This window comes from Pseudomonas yamanorum (assembly GCF_900105735.1).
Lineage (GTDB): Bacteria > Pseudomonadota > Gammaproteobacteria > Pseudomonadales > Pseudomonadaceae > Aquipseudomonas > Aquipseudomonas yamanorum.
In genome coordinates, this window is the sequence record NZ_LT629793.1 from 6,204,468 (window position 1) to 6,221,661 (window position 17,194).

17 protein-coding genes are annotated in these 17,194 nt (G+C 62.4%); 8 read left to right on the top strand and 9 right to left on the bottom strand.

Features of this window, described 5'->3' with window-relative positions:
* The first annotated feature begins 39 nt into the window (after positions 1-39).
* Complete coding sequence (locus BLU46_RS28955; protein ID WP_017475348.1) at positions 40-954, top strand: LysR substrate-binding domain-containing protein; 915 nt, start codon at positions 40-42, stop codon at positions 952-954.
* A 25-nt stretch (positions 955-979) separates the two neighbouring features.
* On the opposite strand, the gene BLU46_RS28960 is transcribed toward BLU46_RS28955, so the two are convergent.
* The gene (locus BLU46_RS28960) at positions 980-1,552 is read right to left on the bottom strand and encodes a LuxR C-terminal-related transcriptional regulator (protein ID WP_063029114.1); all 573 of its coding nucleotides are present in this window, start codon (positions 1,550-1,552) and stop codon (positions 980-982) included.
* A 130-nt stretch (positions 1,553-1,682) separates the two neighbouring features.
* Here BLU46_RS28960 and BLU46_RS28965 point away from each other — a divergent pair, with 130 nt between their 5' ends.
* Genes BLU46_RS28965 through BLU46_RS28975 form a run of 3 tightly spaced genes read left to right on the top strand, consistent with a single transcriptional unit; the run spans position 1,683 to position 5,778 of the window.
* Positions 1,683-2,861 carry an acetyl-CoA acetyltransferase gene (locus BLU46_RS28965; RefSeq protein ID WP_093208655.1) on the top strand — a complete coding sequence of 393 codons (1,179 nt, stop codon included), beginning with the start codon at positions 1,683-1,685 and terminating at the stop codon, positions 2,859-2,861.
* Between the two features lies 1 nt (position 2,862).
* On the top strand, positions 2,863-4,395 hold the full coding sequence (locus BLU46_RS28970) for a class I adenylate-forming enzyme family protein (RefSeq protein WP_093208658.1): 1,533 nt from the start codon (positions 2,863-2,865) through the stop codon (positions 4,393-4,395).
* 42 nt (positions 4,396-4,437) lie between these two features.
* On the top strand, positions 4,438-5,778 hold the full coding sequence (locus BLU46_RS28975) for an MFS transporter (RefSeq protein WP_093208662.1): 1,341 nt from the start codon (positions 4,438-4,440) through the stop codon (positions 5,776-5,778).
* 18 nt (positions 5,779-5,796) lie between these two features.
* Here BLU46_RS28975 and BLU46_RS28980 read toward each other — a convergent pair whose 3' ends face one another.
* From BLU46_RS28980 to BLU46_RS29015, 8 genes are all read right to left on the bottom strand, one after another.
* Positions 5,797-6,747 (bottom strand): oligopeptide/dipeptide ABC transporter ATP-binding protein, encoded by a 951-nt coding sequence (locus tag BLU46_RS28980; RefSeq protein ID WP_093208665.1) that lies wholly within the window; start codon positions 6,745-6,747, stop codon positions 5,797-5,799.
* On the bottom strand, positions 6,747-7,739 hold the full coding sequence (locus tag BLU46_RS28985; RefSeq protein ID WP_093208668.1) for an ABC transporter ATP-binding protein: 993 nt from the start codon (positions 7,737-7,739) through the stop codon (positions 6,747-6,749). The genes BLU46_RS28980 and BLU46_RS28985 overlap by 1 nt, the downstream gene beginning before the upstream one ends.
* A complete protein-coding gene (gene ddpC / locus BLU46_RS28990; protein ID WP_032868129.1) occupies positions 7,736-8,617 on the bottom strand; it encodes a D,D-dipeptide ABC transporter permease in 882 nt (293 codons plus the stop codon). Before ddpC ends, BLU46_RS28985 begins: the two co-directional genes overlap by 4 nt.
* A 19-nt stretch (positions 8,618-8,636) precedes the next feature.
* Positions 8,637-9,653: an ABC transporter permease gene (locus BLU46_RS28995; RefSeq protein WP_017475340.1), complete on the bottom strand. Its 1,017-nt coding sequence runs from the start codon at positions 9,651-9,653 to the stop codon at positions 8,637-8,639.
* Between the two features lie 170 nt (positions 9,654-9,823).
* Positions 9,824-11,374, bottom strand: a complete 1,551-nt coding sequence (locus tag BLU46_RS29000) for an ABC transporter substrate-binding protein (RefSeq protein WP_093208671.1) — start codon at positions 11,372-11,374, stop codon at positions 9,824-9,826.
* Between the two features lie 118 nt (positions 11,375-11,492).
* Positions 11,493-12,035, bottom strand: coding sequence for a D-alanyl-D-alanine dipeptidase (gene ddpX, locus BLU46_RS29005; RefSeq protein ID WP_063029126.1), 543 nt, complete (start codon positions 12,033-12,035; stop codon positions 11,493-11,495).
* A 21-nt stretch (positions 12,036-12,056) separates the two neighbouring features.
* On the bottom strand, positions 12,057-12,911 hold the full coding sequence (locus BLU46_RS29010; RefSeq protein ID WP_063033943.1) for a MurR/RpiR family transcriptional regulator: 855 nt from the start codon (positions 12,909-12,911) through the stop codon (positions 12,057-12,059).
* 137 nt (positions 12,912-13,048) lie between these two features.
* Entirely contained in the window at positions 13,049-13,360 is a 312-nt protein-coding gene (locus BLU46_RS29015) for a hypothetical protein (RefSeq protein WP_063029128.1), read from the bottom strand.
* A gap of 162 nt (positions 13,361-13,522) precedes the next feature.
* On the opposite strand from BLU46_RS29015, the gene BLU46_RS29020 reads away from it, so the two are divergent.
* The 4 genes from BLU46_RS29020 to BLU46_RS29035 all read left to right on the top strand — a co-directional run bounded on the left by BLU46_RS29020 (position 13,523) and on the right by BLU46_RS29035 (position 17,182).
* The gene (locus tag BLU46_RS29020) at positions 13,523-14,197 is read left to right on the top strand and encodes a secretin and TonB N-terminal domain-containing protein (protein WP_063029130.1); all 675 of its coding nucleotides are present in this window, start codon (positions 13,523-13,525) and stop codon (positions 14,195-14,197) included.
* Positions 14,194-14,739 (top strand): RNA polymerase sigma factor, encoded by a 546-nt coding sequence (locus tag BLU46_RS29025; protein ID WP_017475334.1) that lies wholly within the window; start codon positions 14,194-14,196, stop codon positions 14,737-14,739. Before BLU46_RS29020 ends, BLU46_RS29025 begins: the two co-directional genes overlap by 4 nt.
* Positions 14,740-14,777: 38 nt before the next feature.
* Entirely contained in the window at positions 14,778-15,704 is a 927-nt protein-coding gene (locus BLU46_RS29030; RefSeq protein ID WP_093208674.1) for a FecR family protein, read from the top strand.
* A gap of 170 nt (positions 15,705-15,874) precedes the next feature.
* Complete coding sequence (locus BLU46_RS29035) at positions 15,875-17,182, top strand: IS4 family transposase (RefSeq protein WP_081253266.1); 1,308 nt, start codon at positions 15,875-15,877, stop codon at positions 17,180-17,182.
* Positions 17,183-17,194: the final 12 nt, after the last annotated feature.

The window sequence follows — 17,194 nt, forward strand, 5'->3', positions numbered from 1 at the left end:
CGGATTTTTATATAGAGTCGATTTTTTTGGGAGGCTCCCATGGACCTGCGCCAGTTGCGCTACTTCGTCAAAGTGGTCGAGTGCGCCAACATCACCCGCGCCAGCGAGGCGCTGCACATTGCCCAGCCCGCCATCAGCCAGCAGATGCGTAACCTGGAGCGGGACATGGACATGCAACTGCTCGAGCGCAGCGTGCAGGGCGTGGTGCCCACCGCCGCGGGCCAGACGTTGTACCGGCATGCCATCGAGTTGTTGCGCCAGGCCGACGGCACCCGCGAACTGCTGCGCCAGGACGCCGAATATCCCCAGGGCAAGGTCTCGGTCGGCATGCCATCGAGTACCGCACGGATGCTCGCGATTCCCCTGGCACGCACCATCCGCAGCCGCTATCCGGGGATCAAGCTGGAACTGATCGACGCTCCCAGCGCCGACCTGGGTGGGCTGATTACCGTGGGGCGGGTGGCGATGGCGGTGATTGTCGACGGGGTGCCGACCCGGAGCGTGGCGTCCCGACGCTTGCTCACCGAAACCCTGTACCTGGTGGCGTGGCCGGAGTTTGCCCTGGCGGACATGCCCGTCAGCATCGAGGCGCTGGCGAATATGCCGCTGGTGCTGCCGTGTGCGCCCAACACCATTCGCAGCCGCGTCGAGGCCGCCATGCAGGAAGCCGGGTTGCCGTTTGAGGTGGAGTTCGAAGCCAACTCCACCAACCTGTTGTTCTCGGCGGTGCAGGCGCGGTTGGGGGTGACGATTTTGCCGTGGGCGGCGGCCCATGTTGAGCTGGAGCAGCAGCAACTCAAGCTGGCGCGGATCGATCACCGGTTGTTCACCCGTGAACTGTCCCTGTGCTGGCCGGACACGGCGGTGCAGAGCAACGCGGTGCAGAAAGTCAGGGAGACGATCCTGGAGTTGTTCGAGGAGTTTGAACGCCAGCCGGTGTGGGCGGCGGGGTAATCCTCTGTGGTTCAAGCCAGGTGCTTCAGCCCACCCGGATAATTTTCGATACCAGCTCGACAATGGTCTTCGCCTGCAACTTTTTCATCAGGCGTGCCCGGTGAACCTCCACGGTGCGGTGGGAGATGCCCAGGCGCTGGGCGATTTCCTTGGACTTGAGCCCGTTGACGATGTGCATGGCGATTTCCCGCTCCCGGGGCGTCAGGTCGTCCGTGCCCTGGTGGGTACGGTTGAGGCGCTCGAAGTGCCAGACCATCAGCTTGAAAGGGTCGTGCGGGGTCAAAGTGTAGCCGTGGGACCTGGCCCAAAACACTTCGCCGCTGTGGTGCTGCATGAAGCGCTCATCGGAGTAGGAGCCGTTCTTGCTGTCGAGCAACCAGTCATGGCTGCGCTTGCCGATGGCGTGATAGTCGGCCTGGGAGGGGTAGATCAACAGGGTCAATTGGTTGAGCAGTGCTTCACGCGGGTAGCCGAACAGCTGCAGGAAGGCTTCGTTGCAATCGAGTATCACCCGGTGGCTGGTGATCAGCTGTGGGGCCGGGGACACTCTGAACGCCAGGCGTTCGATGTCTTGGAGTTGGTGTGCGAAAACGCTCATCGGGCATCCTGCCTCAGGGGGTATCCGGCCCACGCTACTTATCCATGTAAGTAGTTGCACGAACTGGCAAGGGGGCTGTTCGGTGGGTCATTCTAAGGAATGTCCGCACCAAGCACAGAAGAAAATACACATGCCCGTTGATTGCGTTTCGATTGTTGCTGCTGGCCACTCACGGTTTGGCCGCCTGGAAGGCTCTACCCTGGAAGACTTGATCGTTCAGGTCACCCGCGAAGCCCTGGCGGATGCCGCCCTTGATGCGTCGGAAATCGACGCGTTGTTTCTCGGGCATTTCAACGCGGGGATGGTGCCCGACGGTTTCGCCGCCTCGTTGCTGCTGCAAGCCGACCCGGGATTTCGTTTCACGCCTGCCAGCCGTTGTGAAAATGCCTGCGCATCCGGTTCGGCAGCGATTCAGGCGGGGGTCAATGCCATCCTGTCCGGCAGCGCCGAACTGGTGCTGGTGGTGGGGGCCGAAAAGATGACCCACAACACCACCGCGCAGGTGACCCACGCGCTGGCCGGTGCCGGCTATCAGAATGACCCGGCCGAGGCGGGCCTGAGTTTCCCGCAACTGTTCGGCATGGGGGCCCGCCAATACGCCGAGCGCTACCATTGCCCGCTGTCATCCATGGCGGCCATCGCCACCAAGAACCACTCCAATGCCATGGCCAACCCCTTGGCGCAGATGCACCGGGTGATGGATTTCGAATACTGCAACAACGTCTCCCAGGGCAATCCGCTGGTGGCGCCGTCGTTGCGCCTGACGGACTGCTCGCTGATCAGCGACGGCGCCGCGGCCATTATCCTGGCCTCGCCCCAGCGGGCCCGGGCGTTTCGTCGTGATGTGCAGATCAGGGCAATGACCCAGGTGAACGACTTTCTGCCGATCGCCCAGCGCGACATCCTGGCGTTTGAGGGCCCGCAGCGGGCGATCCACTCGGCGTTGCGTGGGGCCAATGTAACCCTGGCAGACCTGAGTTTTGCCGAGGTGCATGACTGCTTTACCATCGCCGAGTTGCTGATCTACGAAGCCATGGGCCTTGCGCCCAAGGGCGAAGGGCATCGTGCCCTGGATAACGGCTCCGTGCGGGCGGGAGGGCGTTTGCCGGTGAACCTGTCCGGCGGGCTCAAGGCCAAGGGGCATCCGGTAGGCGCCACGGGCGTGTCGATGCATGCCCTGGCATTTCGGCAACTGACGGGGGAGGCAATCGGCCTGGCGGTGCCCAATCCCGAGTTCGGCCTGGTGTTCAACATGGGCGGCATGGCCGTGGCCAACTACGCCTCGGTGCTGCAAGCACGGCGGTACTGAGATGAATATTGCCAACTGGCTGCACGACACCCAACGCCGTGATCCGCAACGACCTGCGTTGTTCGAAGGGACTCGCCAGGTGGCGGACTACGAGACCTTTACGGCACGGGTGCGGCAACGCGCTGCCGCCTTGGTCGACCAGCACGGCCTGGTGCCCGGCGATCATGTGGCGCTGCTGATGAAGAATTGCTGCGAGTACCTGGAACTGCTCTACGCCATCTGGTGGATCGGCGGTGTAGCAGTGCCGATCAACAGCAAATTGCACCCGGCGGAAGCGGCCTGGATTACCGATAACGCCCAGGCGCGATTGATCTTTACCGACGGCGGCCAGGTGTTTGCGCACGGGGCTTTGCCTGAAGGCTGTATCGAGTGGGATGGGCGTGTCTTGCCGACCGCGTTCGCCGGCCCGGCGCTGGATCAGCCTTGCCGCCGCGCGGATCAGGACCTGGCGTGGCTGTTCTACACCTCCGGCACCACCGGGCGTTCCAAGGGGGTGATGCTGTGTCACGGCAATCTGATTGCCATGTCGCTGTGTTACCCCACGGATGTTGACCCGGTCAGCGGCGATGACGCGGTGGTGTACGCCGCGCCGATGTCCCATGGCGCCGGGCTCTACAACTTTATCCATGTGCGCTGCGGTGCACGGCACGTGGTCCCTGAGTCCCGTGGTTTCGACGCTGGCGAGTTGTTCGGGCTGGCTGCCGGACTGGGCAATGTCTCGCTGTTTGCCGCGCCCACCATGGTCAAGCGGATGGTGGAACAGGCGCGGCGCGAGGGCTATGGCGGGGAAGGGATCAAGACCATCGTCTACGGTGGTGGCCCGATGTACCTGGCGGACCTGCAAGAGGCCGTCGACACCTTCGGCCCGCGCCTGGTGCAGATCTACGGCCAGGGCGAAACCCCGATGACCATCAGCGTGCTGTCCCGCGCACTGATCGCCGACCGGCAGCGCCCGGACTGGGCGACCCTGGCGGCCTCCGTTGGCCAGGCGCAGTCCTGTATGGAAATCCGCATCCTGGACGCCGATCACCAGCCCCTGCCGGCGGGGCAGCGCGGTGAAATTGCCGTGCGTGGCGCGACCGTCATGCAGGGTTACTGGCGCAACGAAGCGGCCTCCCGCCAGGCCCTGGTGGATGGCTGGCTCTTGACCGGCGACATCGGTTTTCTCGATTCGGCCGGCTACCTGACCCTCACGGATCGCTCCAAGGACGTCATCATTACCGGTGGCAGCAACGTCTACCCCCGTGAAGTGGAAGAGGTTTTGGCCCAGCATCCCGATGTGTTTGAAGTGTGCGTGGTTGGCGAGCCCGATGCGCAGTGGGGCGAGTCGGTGGTTGCTTTTGTGGTGACCCGCGGCGCGCAAACCCTCGATGAAAAGCTACTGGGTGCCTGGTTTATCGAGCGCATGGCTTCGTTCAAAAAGCCCAGGAAATACGTGTTTCGCGACGAGCTTCCCAAGAACAGTTACGGCAAGATCCTCAAGACCGACTTGCGGGCGTGGCTGAAACAGCAGAGCATCACCGCCGCTCACTGACCCCACTTTTCATGGATAGACATCAGACAAGGAGTCCCATCGATGGGCATTCAACAGCAAGACACGGCCCGCAAGCGGCGCCGTGCGTTTCTCGGTGCCACTTCCGGTCACTTGATCGAGTGGTACGACTACGGCGTCTACGGCTTTCTGGCGGTCTACATCGGCCAGGCGTTTTTTGTCTCCGACGACCCCACCACCAGCCTGCTGGCGAGCTTTGCGGCATTTGCCCTGAGCTTCTTCATCCGGCCTCTGGGCGGGCTGTTTTTCGGACCGCTGGCGGACAAGATCGGTCGACGCAAAACCCTGATCATGGCCCTGGTGATGATGACCGGCTCGACCTGCCTGCTGGGGCTGTTGCCGACTTACGCGACCCTGGGCATCGCCGCGCCGGTGTTGCTGATCCTGGTGCGTTGCGTGCAGGGCTTCTCGGCCGGCGGCGAGATTGGCACTGTCACCAGCTTTATCTCTGAATACGCCGGTCCCGGCCGCCGCGGGTTTGCCACTTGCTGGCTGATGGTCACGGCGGTGCTCGGCCTGTTGCTCGGCGGTGCGGTCGCCAATGGCATGACCTGGATCCTGGGCGCTGATTTGATGCAGGAATGGGCATGGCGCATTCCCTTTCTGATCGCCGCGCCACTGGGCATGATCTCCATGTATATCCGCTTGAAGCTGGAAGACAGCCCCGAGTTCCTGGCCCTGCAACGCGCCGGTGAAACCTCCAAGGCGCCCCTGCGTGAAGTCTGGCAGTGGAAGCGGGCGATCGCCCTGGTATTCTTCATCATCACCCTGCACAGCTCGATCTTTTACCTCGTGCTGACCTTCGCCTCGACCTACATGTCGAAAATCCTCAAGTTCGACAGCGGCACCACTTTGCTCTACGTCTTCGTCGCCAGCTTCTCGGCGGCATTCGTGATGCCGTTTGGTGGTGCCTTCACCGACAAATACGGGCGCAAACCGTTCTTGCTGGTGATCGGCACGCTGGCCACCCTGGCCATGTTCTGGATGTTCAAATCGGCGCCCACGGCCACGCCGGCCTCGTTCTTCTGGCCGCTGATGGCGGTGGCGATTCTGTTCGGGCTGTATGCCTCGTCGACGTACGCGTTGATGAGCGAGCTGTTGCCCACGCGCATTCGCTCCACCGGGATCGCGGTGGCGTACAACATCCCGGTGGCGGTGTTCGGCGGCAGTGCGCCGCTGATCTCCACCTGGCTGATCAAGGTCACCGGCGACATCACGTCACCCTGGTACTTTTATGTGGCGACTGGGGCGGTGTCGTTGATTGCATTGGTGGTGCTGCGCAAAGAGGATTTTGTCGCCAGCGGCAGTCCAGTCGCAGTCCCCAGTGTCGCGTCGGCAACACTGGGGATGGCACCTACACCCTGAGGCCTCGGCAGGAGCGGTTCATGGATGCTCCAGATGACACCGCACTTGCTGACTCATCCCGCCGGTCAATCGCTGCGGCCGTTCGCACCCTTGGGTGCGGCGCGGGCAGCGATCCAGGAAAAAGCACCCGCCCGGCAATACCCGGTTCCCCGGCAACTCGGTGGGCGCACTGACGTAGGCATCATCCAGTGCCACCCCCAGCTTGGGGACGGCCTCCAGCAGCAGTTGGGTGTAGGGATGCTTCGGCTGCTCCAGCACTTGCTCGGCACACCCCAGTTCCACAATCTGCCCCAGGTACATCACCGCCACCCGGTCGGCCATATGCCGCACCACGGACACGTTGTGGGAGATCAGGATGTAGGTCAGCCCCAGCCGGCGTTGCAGCTCGGCCAGCAGGTTGAGGATTTGTGCCTGGACCGAGATATCCAGGGCCGAGGTCGGTTCGTCCAGCACCAGGATGCTCGGGTTGGAGGCGAGCGCGCGGGCGATGGCGATGCGTTGTCGCTGGCCACCGGAAAACTGGTGCGGGTAGCGGTCCAGGTATTCGGCGCGGATGCCCACTTGGGCGGCGACCTTGGCGGCGATGGTGCGCATTTCACCCTTGGGCGTGTCGCCGAGTGCGAACAGCGGCTCGGTGATGATTTTCCAGATGGGCAGGCGCGGGTCGAGGGACGATTGCGGGTCCTGGAACACGATCTGTACATGACGGTGACGTTCCCGGGCGCTTTCGTAGACCCAGTTCACTTCGCCGTCGCTGGGCTTGACCAGGCCCATCAGCAATTGGGCGAGGGTGCTTTTACCGCAGCCGGATTCGCCGACGATCCCCAGGGTTTCCCCTCGGCGCACCTGCAAGTCGATGCCGTTGAGGGCGTGGGCATAACCGCGCGGGCGGCCCAGCCAGTCGGTTTTCACCGGGAACTTGACCCGTACATCCCGCAGGGCCAGCAGTGAATCTTGAGGCACTGTCATTACACCGACTCCCCGGCAGTCAGCCAGCACGCGCTTTTGCGGGTGCCGACAGGGTTGATCAGGTTCAGGCGCGGGCGCTCGATGCACTGGCTCATTGCCTGGGGGCAGCGTTCGCGGAAGGTGCAGCCTGAGGGCAGGGCGGCGAGGTTGGGCACCTGGCCGGGGATGGTCAGCAGGTCGTCGCCGGGCTTTACCTGTTCCGGCAAGCCGCTGAGCAGGCCTTGGGTGTAGGGATGGCGCGGATCGCTCATCACCTGGGCGGTCGGGCCTTCTTCTACCACCGCGCCGGTGTACATCACGTAGACCCGGTCGCAGAACTGCGAGACCACGGCCATGTCGTGGGTGATCAGCAAGATCGCGGTGCCGCGCTCCCGGGCTTTTTCCCGCAGCAGCAACAGCACCTGGCGTTGCACGGTGACGTCGAGGGCGGTGGTGGGTTCGTCGGCGATCAGCAACTGCGGGTCGCAGGAAAACGCCAGGGCGATCATCACCCGCTGGCGCATGCCGCCGGACAGTTCGAAAGGGTAACTGTCGAGCACTTGCTCGGGGTCGGCGATGTGCATGTCCCGCAGCAGGGCGATGGCCTTGGCGCGGGCGGCAGCCTTGCTCAGGCGCTGGTGATGGATGATCACGTCGAGCATCTGCCGGCCAATGCGCCGGGTCGGGTTCAGCGCGGTCATCGGCTCCTGGAAGATCATCGCCGCGTCACGCCCGCGAATCTGCAACAGCTCTTTTTCGCTGGCGCCGAGCATGTCGCGGCCAAGCATCTGCAAGCTGCCGGCGGTGATCCGGTAACTGCGCTCCGGCAGCAGGCGCAGGCTGAGCATGGCGGTCACGGATTTACCGGAGCCGGACTCTCCCACCACGCCGACGACTTCGCCGGGGTTGACGTGCAACGACACGCCGTTGAGTGCCTGGACGTTGTTACGGTAAGCCGGGAATTCCAGGCTCAGGTTATCGATGGCAAGGACTGCCGGACTGGACATGGTCATTTCCCCTGTTGCCGTGGGTCGAGCAGGTCACGAACACCGTCACCCAGCAGGTTGAAACCGGTCGCGGTGACCAGGATCGCCAGCCCCGGAAAGGTCGAGTACCACCAGTTGTCGAGAATGAAATTGCGCCCGGTGGCAACCATCGCGCCCCATTCGGCGGTGGGCTGTTGCGCGCCCAGGCCGATGAAGCCCAGGGCCGAGGCCATCAGGATCGCGCTGCCGATGTCCAGGCTCAGTTGCACCAGCAACGGCGGCATGGCGTTGCGGCCCACGTGCCACGACACGATGTGCCAGCGCCCGGCGCCGAAGGTCTGGGACGCCTTGACGTAGCCCATCTGGCGAATGCTCAGGGCTTGCCCGCGGGCCAGGCGCACGTAGAACGGAATGCGCACCACGGTGATCGCCAGCATCGCGTTGAACAGGCTCGGGCCCAGGGCGGCGGCCAGCGCCATGATCAGCACCAGGGACGGCACCGACAGCATGATGTCCATCAGGCGCATGATCAGGCTGTCGAAACGCCCGCCGATGATCCCCGACAGGCAGCCCAGCAGCCCGCCCACCAGGCACGAGGAAAACGCCACGAACAAGCCGACGCCCACCGACTGGCGGCTGCCGTACAGCACCCGGCTGAACAGGTCGCGGCCGACTTCATCAGTGCCGAACCAATGTTCGGCGGAGGGCTCGGCCAGGCGTTGGGCCAGGTTCAACGCGTTGGGATCATGGCTGGCCAGCCACGGAGCGAAGGCCATGCAGATCAGCACGATCAAGGTGATGGTCAGGCCGGCGATGGTCAGCGGGCTGCGGCGTATTTGATAGCCCAGGTACTCCATTCGCGCACGCCAGGTGGGGCGTTGCTCGAGGGGCACCGGTACGGGCATGGTCACGGGTGCGGTCATCTCAGTTCACCTCGCCGATGCGTGGGTCGACCACCCGGTAGAGCAGGTCGATCAGCATGTTCAGCAGCACATAAATAAACGACACCATGATCGCGAAGCCCATCACCGCCGGGAAATCCAGGGACTGGATCGACTTCACCACATAGGCGCCCATGCCTGGCCAGGCGAACACGGTTTCGGTGAGCACGGCGCCGTACAGCAGGTCACCGAGGGTCAGGCCGAGCACGGTGATCGATGGGATCAGCGCATTGGGCAGGGCGTGGCGCAGGATCACCGCCCAGCGCGACAGGCCGTAGGCACGGGCGGTACGGATGTAGTCCTCGCCCAACTGGTCGAGCATCGCCGAACGGATCTGCCGGGCGACCACGCCGAGGTTGACGAAACCCAGGGTCACGGCGGGCAGGATCAGGTGTTCCAGGGCATTCAGGAACAGCGGGATATCGCCGGCCAGCAGCGAGTCGATCAGGTAGAACCCGGTAATGGTGCGGGGCGGTTCGAGGCCTTCATCCAGCCGACCGCTGCCGGGCAGCCAGCCGAGTTGGCCGTAAAACAATACGATCAGGCCCAGGCCGAGCCAGAAGGCCGGCGTGGAAATACCGGTGACCGCCAGCGTTCGGGCGATCTGGTCGATGGCGCGGTTGTGATACACCGCTGACAGCACGCCAAGCGGCACGCCCACCAGCACCGAGAGCAACAGGGCGGCAACCGCCAGTTCCAGGGTCGCGGGGAAGAAGGCTTTCAGGTCTTCCAGCACCGGACGGCTGGTGCGGATCGATGTGCCGAGATCGCCGTGCAGCAGGTCGCTCATGTAGCGGCCGTATTGCTGGTACAGCGGCAGGTCGAGGCCCAGTTGATGACGGATGTTCTCGACGATAGCGTCGCTGGCCCGGTCGCCGGCAATCAGGCGTGCCGGGTCACCCGGGATCAGGTGAGAGATGCAAAAGGTAATCAGCGAAACGCCGACGACGACCAAAATCAGGCCGAACAGGCGTTTGCGCAACATATTCAGGAAGGCCATGAGGGCTCCTCGGTAACACAGGACAGACGGCATTCATCCAGGCGCGCTGGCTTGTGTGGGAGCCGGGCTCGCCCGCGATGCAGGCACCTCGGTCTGTCAGGCAGGCTGAGGTGATGCTATCGCAGGCAAGCCAGCTCCCACACAAGCCCGCTCCCACATTTGATCGCGTGTTACTTGCTGATCTCAGCCACGTTGAACACCTGCTCCAGCATCGGATGGAACACATACCCCTTCACCGAATCACGCATCGGCAGGGTGTAGTTCTTCTGATACAGGTAGGCGTACACGCTGTCCTTGAGCACGATCTTCTGGGCTTCCTGGTACAGCTCGGTGCGTTTGGCCGTGTCGTTGTTGGCCGCCGCGTCGCGAATCAGCTTGTCCACCACCGGGTTGCTGTAGAACGAGCGGTTGCCCGGCAGCCCTTGCAGGGACGAGTCGAACCAGAAGTTCATGTACATGTAGGGATCGGAGAAGTCCGGCGCCCATGAGCCGATGGACACGTCGAAGTCACCCTTGCCCAGGCGCTCGCGCATGGTGGCGTTGGCCAGTTTTTCCATCTTCAGGTTGATCCCCAGCGGCGCCAGGCTGGCTTGCAGGGTCAGGCCGATGGATTCCCAGTCAGGGTCCTTGTCGGAGTACATGTAGTTCAGGGTGGTGATTTTTGTCGGGAGCTTCTTCAGGTTGGCGCCGGCGCTGTCCAGGTCCTGTTTCATCATTGGCAGGCTCGGATCATTGGCCCACATGCCGGCGGGAATCGGCCCGTTCATCAACTTGGCCTGGCCCTTGAGGATGCCGTCGACAATGCCTTTGTAGTCCACCGCATCAACGATCGCCTGGCGGGCGTTCTGGTTGTTCAGCGGGGCTTTCTGGTTGTTCAGGTACAGGTAGGTCACCCGCAGCGACGGGAACTCCTTGATCACCACGTCTTTCTTTTTGGCCAGGTTGGTGAGCTGGTCCTGGGGCATGTCTTCGGCAATGTCCAGGTCGCCGCGTTCCAGTTGCAGGCGGCGTACCGAGGCTTCGCTGATGATCTTGATCACCACCTTGTTCAGCGCGGGCTTGGCGCCGGCGTAGTAGGTGTTGGGTTCCAGGGTCAGGCTCTGGCCTTTCTGCCAGTTGGTCAGGCGGAATGCGCCGGAACCGGCCGTGTGGGTGGAGAGGTAGGCGTTGACGTCGCCCTGTTTCACCACGTCCGGGTTGATGATGCCGGCGCCGTTGTGGGCGAGGGTGTAGAGGAAGGGCGCGTAGGGTTTGGTCAGGGTGAAGCGCACGGTCAGCGGGTCGACCACGGTGACTTTCATGTCATCCGGGAACGCGCCCGACGGGCCTTGCTTGAGCTGCATCACGCGGTCGAAGGAGAACTTCACCGCATTGGCGTCGACCTCGGCGCCGTCATCGAACTTGTTGCCGGGCTTGAGTTTGAAGTCCCACACCAGGCCGTCGGTCGAGGTGGTCCAGCTGTCGGCCAGGTCGCCCTTGACGTCGGTGCTGCCCTTGCCGTTTTCGACTTTGTAGGCCACCAGTTTCTGGTACGCCGGGTACGTCACCGCCCAATCGTTATTGTCGATGGTCACGGCCGGGTCGAGGGTTTGCGGGTCGGCGGCCTTGCCGATCATCAGGGTGTCTTTGGGGGCGGCGGCACTTGCCGATTGCCACGCGCCCAGGCTCAGGGCGGCGCACAGCAGGGAGAGTGCGAGGGTCTTGCGGTTGCTTGGGGTCATGCCGGTTTCCTTGATTATTTAGAGGAAAAAGCGGGTTGGTTTATTTTTATGAAATCTATAACCGGGCAGTTGGAGCTAAAGGGTGCTGCTAATTATTGTGATGGTACGGTCCTTGTGATCAGTGTGACTCCTCAATTAATGGGAAAAGCTCGGCATCCGGCAATTCGTAATGCCACCACTCGGTGGCAATCGCCTTGAAGCCGGCGCCGAGCATGATGCCCAGCAACAGCAGGCGGTTGCGCTGCACCTGCGGCGGCAGGTCGGGGTAGAACTGGTGGGACTTGGGCTCCATGGCATCAAACGCCGTGCCCATGTCCAGGGGGGTGCCGTGTTCATCAATCAGTGTCAGGTCGACCGCCACGCCACGGGTGTGATGCGAGCCCAGGCGCGGGTCGCGCACGTAGTCCGGGTTGGGCAGGGCTTGCCACAGCAGTTGCTGGGCGTAGGCCGGCCGATAGGCGTCGTAGATCAGCAGGGTCATGCCGGCCTGGCGTGCCAACAGGCTCGCCTTGCGCAGGCAGGCCGCCGCTTCGGTGTGCAGCAGGCAGCGGGCGTTGCGGTAGATCACGGTGCCTGCCAGGTTGTCGGCACTGGCGTAGATCAGGTCGACCTGTACCGGGTATTCCGGTGGGGCGATTTCTACCAATGGGCTGGTATTCACTCAAAGATTTCCTTTCCAGGGTCAGGATTCGAACTGGCCGAAGGCCTGTTGCAGGGCGCGGTTTTTTGCCAGGCGTGCATCCAGTCGCTCGCCGTAGCGGTCAGCGACGGCAGACACCATCAGGTTGAACAGGCACGTCAGGGGGGCCATGGAGTCCCAGAACTGGCCGACATCGGTTTTCAGTTGCAGCAGGTCCAGGTCGTAGTCCCGGGCCCAGGGGCATTGCAAATCGGTGATCAGCGCCAAGGGTAGACCCTGGGCATTGGCGGTCTCGCAGAACGTGGGCGTGATGCTCGAATACGCGCGGAAGTCCGCTGTGATGGCGTAGGGCTTTTCAAAACCGGAGTTCAGGGTCTCGGCGTAGATCCCCGACAGGCCGTCGACGTAATAGACCTTGGGGCGAATGTATTCCAGGTGACTGTGGAACGCGTTGAGGATGCCGCGGGTGGACTGGATGCCGAGGATGAACACGGCGTCGGCGTCCACGATGTGCTGCACGATGTCGGCGAAACCCTGGCTGCGGGCCAGGCCATAGACGTGCTGGATGGCTTCGATCTCGCGGTTGAGGGAGCGGTCGAGGGCGTCTTCCTGATCGTTCTCCTGGCGAAAGGCACCCAGGCGGTCGGTGATCAGCCAGGACGCTTGCGGGTCGCCACGCAGGCCTTGCTTGACGTCATCGAGGTTGCGATAACCCAAGGCGCGCAAAAAACGCCCCACTGAAATCCCGGTGGTGCCGGCTTGCTGGGCGATGCTGTCGGCGGTTTCGAACGGCAGCTGTTGCAGGTTGCCCAGCAGGTAGGTCGCGATGCGTTTGCCGGTGGGCGTCAGCGTCGGGAACTGCTGTTCCAGCGTGCGCTGGAAGCTGTTTTTATCCATGACGTTTTCGTGGAGACCGGTCATTGATGTTACTCAGATTTCATGATTTTGATGTCTGTTAGAAACATAACATCGGCAATCGCGATAACACAATGGCTTTTTTTCGAGCGGGTACGCAGGAGGGGGACAAGCGGCGATCAAGGCCGCTGGGGTTTCACCGAAGTACCAAAGGTATTGCCCATGCGCACGCTGGTCGCCGCCGGGGTAGAGAGCCCGATCTGGTTCGGCTTGCGTTTTTCGATGGGCACCTGTTGCGCTTCCTGGTTCTTTTGCGTGGCCTTGGCGGCGTCCGGGTTGTTGCCCATCTGCTGGCTCAGGCAGCCATAGTCCGGCGCCTTATAGCCATCCACATTGACCTCGGCGCAGCCACCGGGTGTGCCTTCGGCGTGGGCCATCAGCGGCAGGGTTGCACACAGCAACAGGCTGGCGAGGGTCGGGAACAGGTTCATCGGTGCCTCCTGGCGCGCCTTGGGAAATGGGCGGGTATGGGGCGAAAGTGTAGTGCAGCGGGCTGCCCGTCACCGTGATGTTTTTTTTGCTGGCACCGTAACATCAGGTTCATAAACGGGCCTCAGGATGACGGTTTTGTAGGCTATGTCGGACGTGTTGCGATGCTGAGCAGGGGGGCTTGGAGGCGCGCGGGCTGCTGCCTGGCTCTGCTGTTGGGGCTGGCGCAAAGCGTGCGCGCCGAAGTGATCCTGGACCTGCCTGCCCAGAACCTGGACAACGCCCTCCAAGCGTTCAGCCGTGCCACCGGCATGGCGGTGCTGGTGGATCGCGAATTGACCCGGGGCCGGCGTTCCATCGGTGTACATGGCCGCTACAGCGCGCAGCAAGCCCTGGGCCTGCTGCTGACAGGGAGTGGCTTGATGGCGCGTTATGCCCGCAGCGATGCGTTCACCCTGCAAGTCCCCGAGGTCAGCCAGCCGGCAACGACGCGGGGACTGAAGGCCGGCCATGCAGCACGGATCAACAACAGCTACGCCACGGCCTTGCAGCAGGCGATCGAGCGCAGTTTGTGCCGTTCGCCCCTGACCCGCCCCGGCAGTTACCGCGCGCTGGTGCAGGTGTGGGTCAGCGGTGACGGGGTGATCGAACACAGCCGCCTGGTCAGCTCCACCGGTGACCTGCAGCGTGACGAAGCGCTGGTACGCGGCTTGGGCGCCACCCGTGTCGAACGCCCGGCGCCCAGTTCACTGCGCTTGCCGGTGACCTTACTTTTGATGCCCGATTCAACAGGAACACGCATGGAATGCACAGCAGGGGAAGGAGTTTCCGGGGCATGAAAGACACCGGCCACAGCACGATGGTCAGCCTGTTCCTGGCGTCCTACGAGGACTTCAAGGTACGCCTGCGCAAGCGCCTCGGGTCCGAGGACCTGGCCAACGACGTGCTGCACGAAACCTACCTGCGGGTCGACCGCATGGACGTGCCGCCGAACCTGGCGCAACCCAATGCTTACCTGTACCGCATGGCCCTGAACATCGCCGCCGACCGACGCCAGGCGGATGCGCGGCTGCTGACCGGCAGTGAAGTCGAAGAGCTGCTGCAGACAGCCGATGAAGCCCAGGACCCCTCGCGGGTGGTGGGTGGCCAGCGGGAAATCCAGTCCTTGCTCAAGGCCCTCTACGAACTGCCGGCGCGGCGGCGCCAGATCCTCATCGCTGCGCGCCTGGAAGAGGCGCCGCACCTGGAAATCTCCAAGCGTTTCGGGATTTCCACGCGCATGGTCGAAAAGGAAATCAAGGCCGGGCTGGGCCACTGCGCGCAGCGCCTTGAAAGAAAAGTGATCCAGCGGTTCGGTCCCGGGGCCGGAAAACCGTCTTAGTGATTGAGTCCCTGATAATCCGTTGAGTACCTGCGCGCTTGAACATTTTTAACTTCTCCGCTGCCCGGAATACCCCAGACAGCCCCCTGCACGATGAAGCGCGTGACTGGCTGGTGCTGCTGACTTCGGGCCGGGCCACCGTTGCGGATGCCAAAGCGTTGCGCCAGTGGTGCGCCCAGAGTCCGGAACATGCCCGGGCGTTCGAGCAGGCCAAGGTGTTGTGGCAGCAATTGGCTCCGGCCGCCGAGCAGGTTTCCCGTCCACGGCATTTTGGGCGGCGGGCGTTTTTGGGTGGGGCGATTGCGGCGTCGGCGGCGGTGTTTATGGTGCGGTTTACCGTGCCGGGTGGGTTTGCGGGGTTGACGGCGGATTATCGCACCGAGGTTGGGGAGCAGCGGCGGGTGGAGTTGGGTGAGGGGGTTCGGCTGGAGCTCAATACCCAGACGCGGATCAGTCGGCGTGAGGGGGGGATTGAGTTGGTGGAGGGGGAGGTTGAGGTGGTTGCCAATGCGGCGATGCCGCTCCAGGTTCAGGCTGGTGGAGGGTGGTTGAGTGCGGCTCGGGCGCGGTTCAATGTGCGCAATACGGATCACAGTGTGTGTGTGACGTGCATTGATGGGGCGCTGTTGGTGGCTGTGGGTGGGCGTACGGTTCGGCTTGAGGGTGGGCGGCAACTGACTTATGACGCTGGCGGTGTGGGTGAGCCGGTGGCGGTGGATGTGCAGGCGGTGGTGGCCTGGCGGGAGCAGGTGTTGGTGTTTGATAACGCGACCTTGGCGACGGTGGTGGATGAGATTAATCGCTATCGGCCGGGGATGTTGCTGCTGATGAATGCGGAGTTGGGCAAGCGGCGGGTGCAGGCGCGGTTTAGTTTGCATCAGTTGGCGGGGGTGGCGCTTTTGATTCGCGATGCGTATGGGGCCAAGTGTACGGAGTTGCCGGGGGGGGTGGTTTTGTTGAGTTAAGCGGTGGTGTGAATATCCGTTATTTAGGTAACGGCTGCTTATGGTTTCGCTCTTACAGCCATCCCTTTCAAGGTCTTGGTTTAAAATCCCCTAACCAATCCAGTCAGGACGACGAAACTATGTGGGAAAAGGTTTTAGAACGGTTTGAAAAACAGGCTCCGGCCAGCGTCATGACCAAGTTGATATTAGAGCAGGCAGTAGATGCCGCTTGGGTTGACAAGGTGTTCGATGATCACCGCCAACGGCAGTACTCACGTGAGCTTTTGTTTTCAACCGTTGTTGAGCTGATGTCCCTTGTTTCATTGGGCTTGAGGCCGTCGTTGCACGCGGCGGCGCGCAAGATGGAGGGCCTTTCGGTCAGTGTTTCGGCACTCTATGACAAGATCAAGCGAACCGAACCCGAGCTGCTTCGCGCCCTCATTTCGGGCAGTGCCGAGCGTTTGATACCAACCGTCGAAACGCTCGGCCATTCATCGATCCTGCCCGGCTGGCAGTTGCGTATTGTGGATGGCAACCACTTGCCGGCCACTGAAAAACGTCTAGGCGCTCTGCGCAATGAGCGCGGCGCAGCGCGCCCAGGATTTTCAGTAGTTGCCTACGATCCGGATCTGGATTTAGTCGTTGATCTTCAGCCGTGGGAAGATGCCTACGCCAGTGAGCGAGTCAGTGTTTTACCGCTGCTGGCCCGCGCATGCGCGGGCCAGTTGTGGATGGCTGACCGGCTCTATTGCACGCTGCCCATCCTGCAAGCCTGCGAGGACACGGGGGCTTCGTTCATCGTTCGCCAACCCAGTAAGCATCCACGCCTGGTCCAGGAAAGTGAGTGGCAAGACTCAGGGACGGTCGATAGCGGAACCGTTCGCGAACAAATCATCGAAGTGAAGGGTGGCCGCCGCTGGCGACGTGTTGAGTTGAGCCTGCAAACGGCGAATGACTCAGGTGATTTGGTGATGTGGTTCTGGAGCAATTTGCCCGACACCATCGGTGCCCGGCAGATAGCCGATTTATACCGTCATCGCTGGAGTATCGAGGGAATGTTTCAGCGCCTTGAGTCGGTACTGGACAGTGAAATTACAGGCCTTGGCAGCCCGAAAGCCGCGCTATTGGGCTTTGCCTCGGCGGTCCTGGCTTACAACGTTTTGTCGGTTCTCAAGCGTAGCGTTGAGCAGGCGCACCGCGAAACGCAGCCAGAGGGTTGGCAGGTTTCGATTTTCCATTTGGCGGTGCATGTTCGCAGTGATTATCAAGGCTTGCAGATCGCATTGCCTGCGGAAAATTTCCCTCTTGAAAAGACTCCGCAAGGGCTGGCAGAGCGATTGCTGGCCCTGGCAAGGATGATCAAACCTAAGTCCGTAGCAAAAAGCCCTCGTGGCCCCAAAGTAGCCAAGCCCAAGGAGTGGCTGGAAGGTAAGGCAGCACGGGCGCATGTCTCAACAGCTAGGGTGCTTAAGGCGGCCAAGTCGGATAAACGTACTTAAACATGGCCTTAA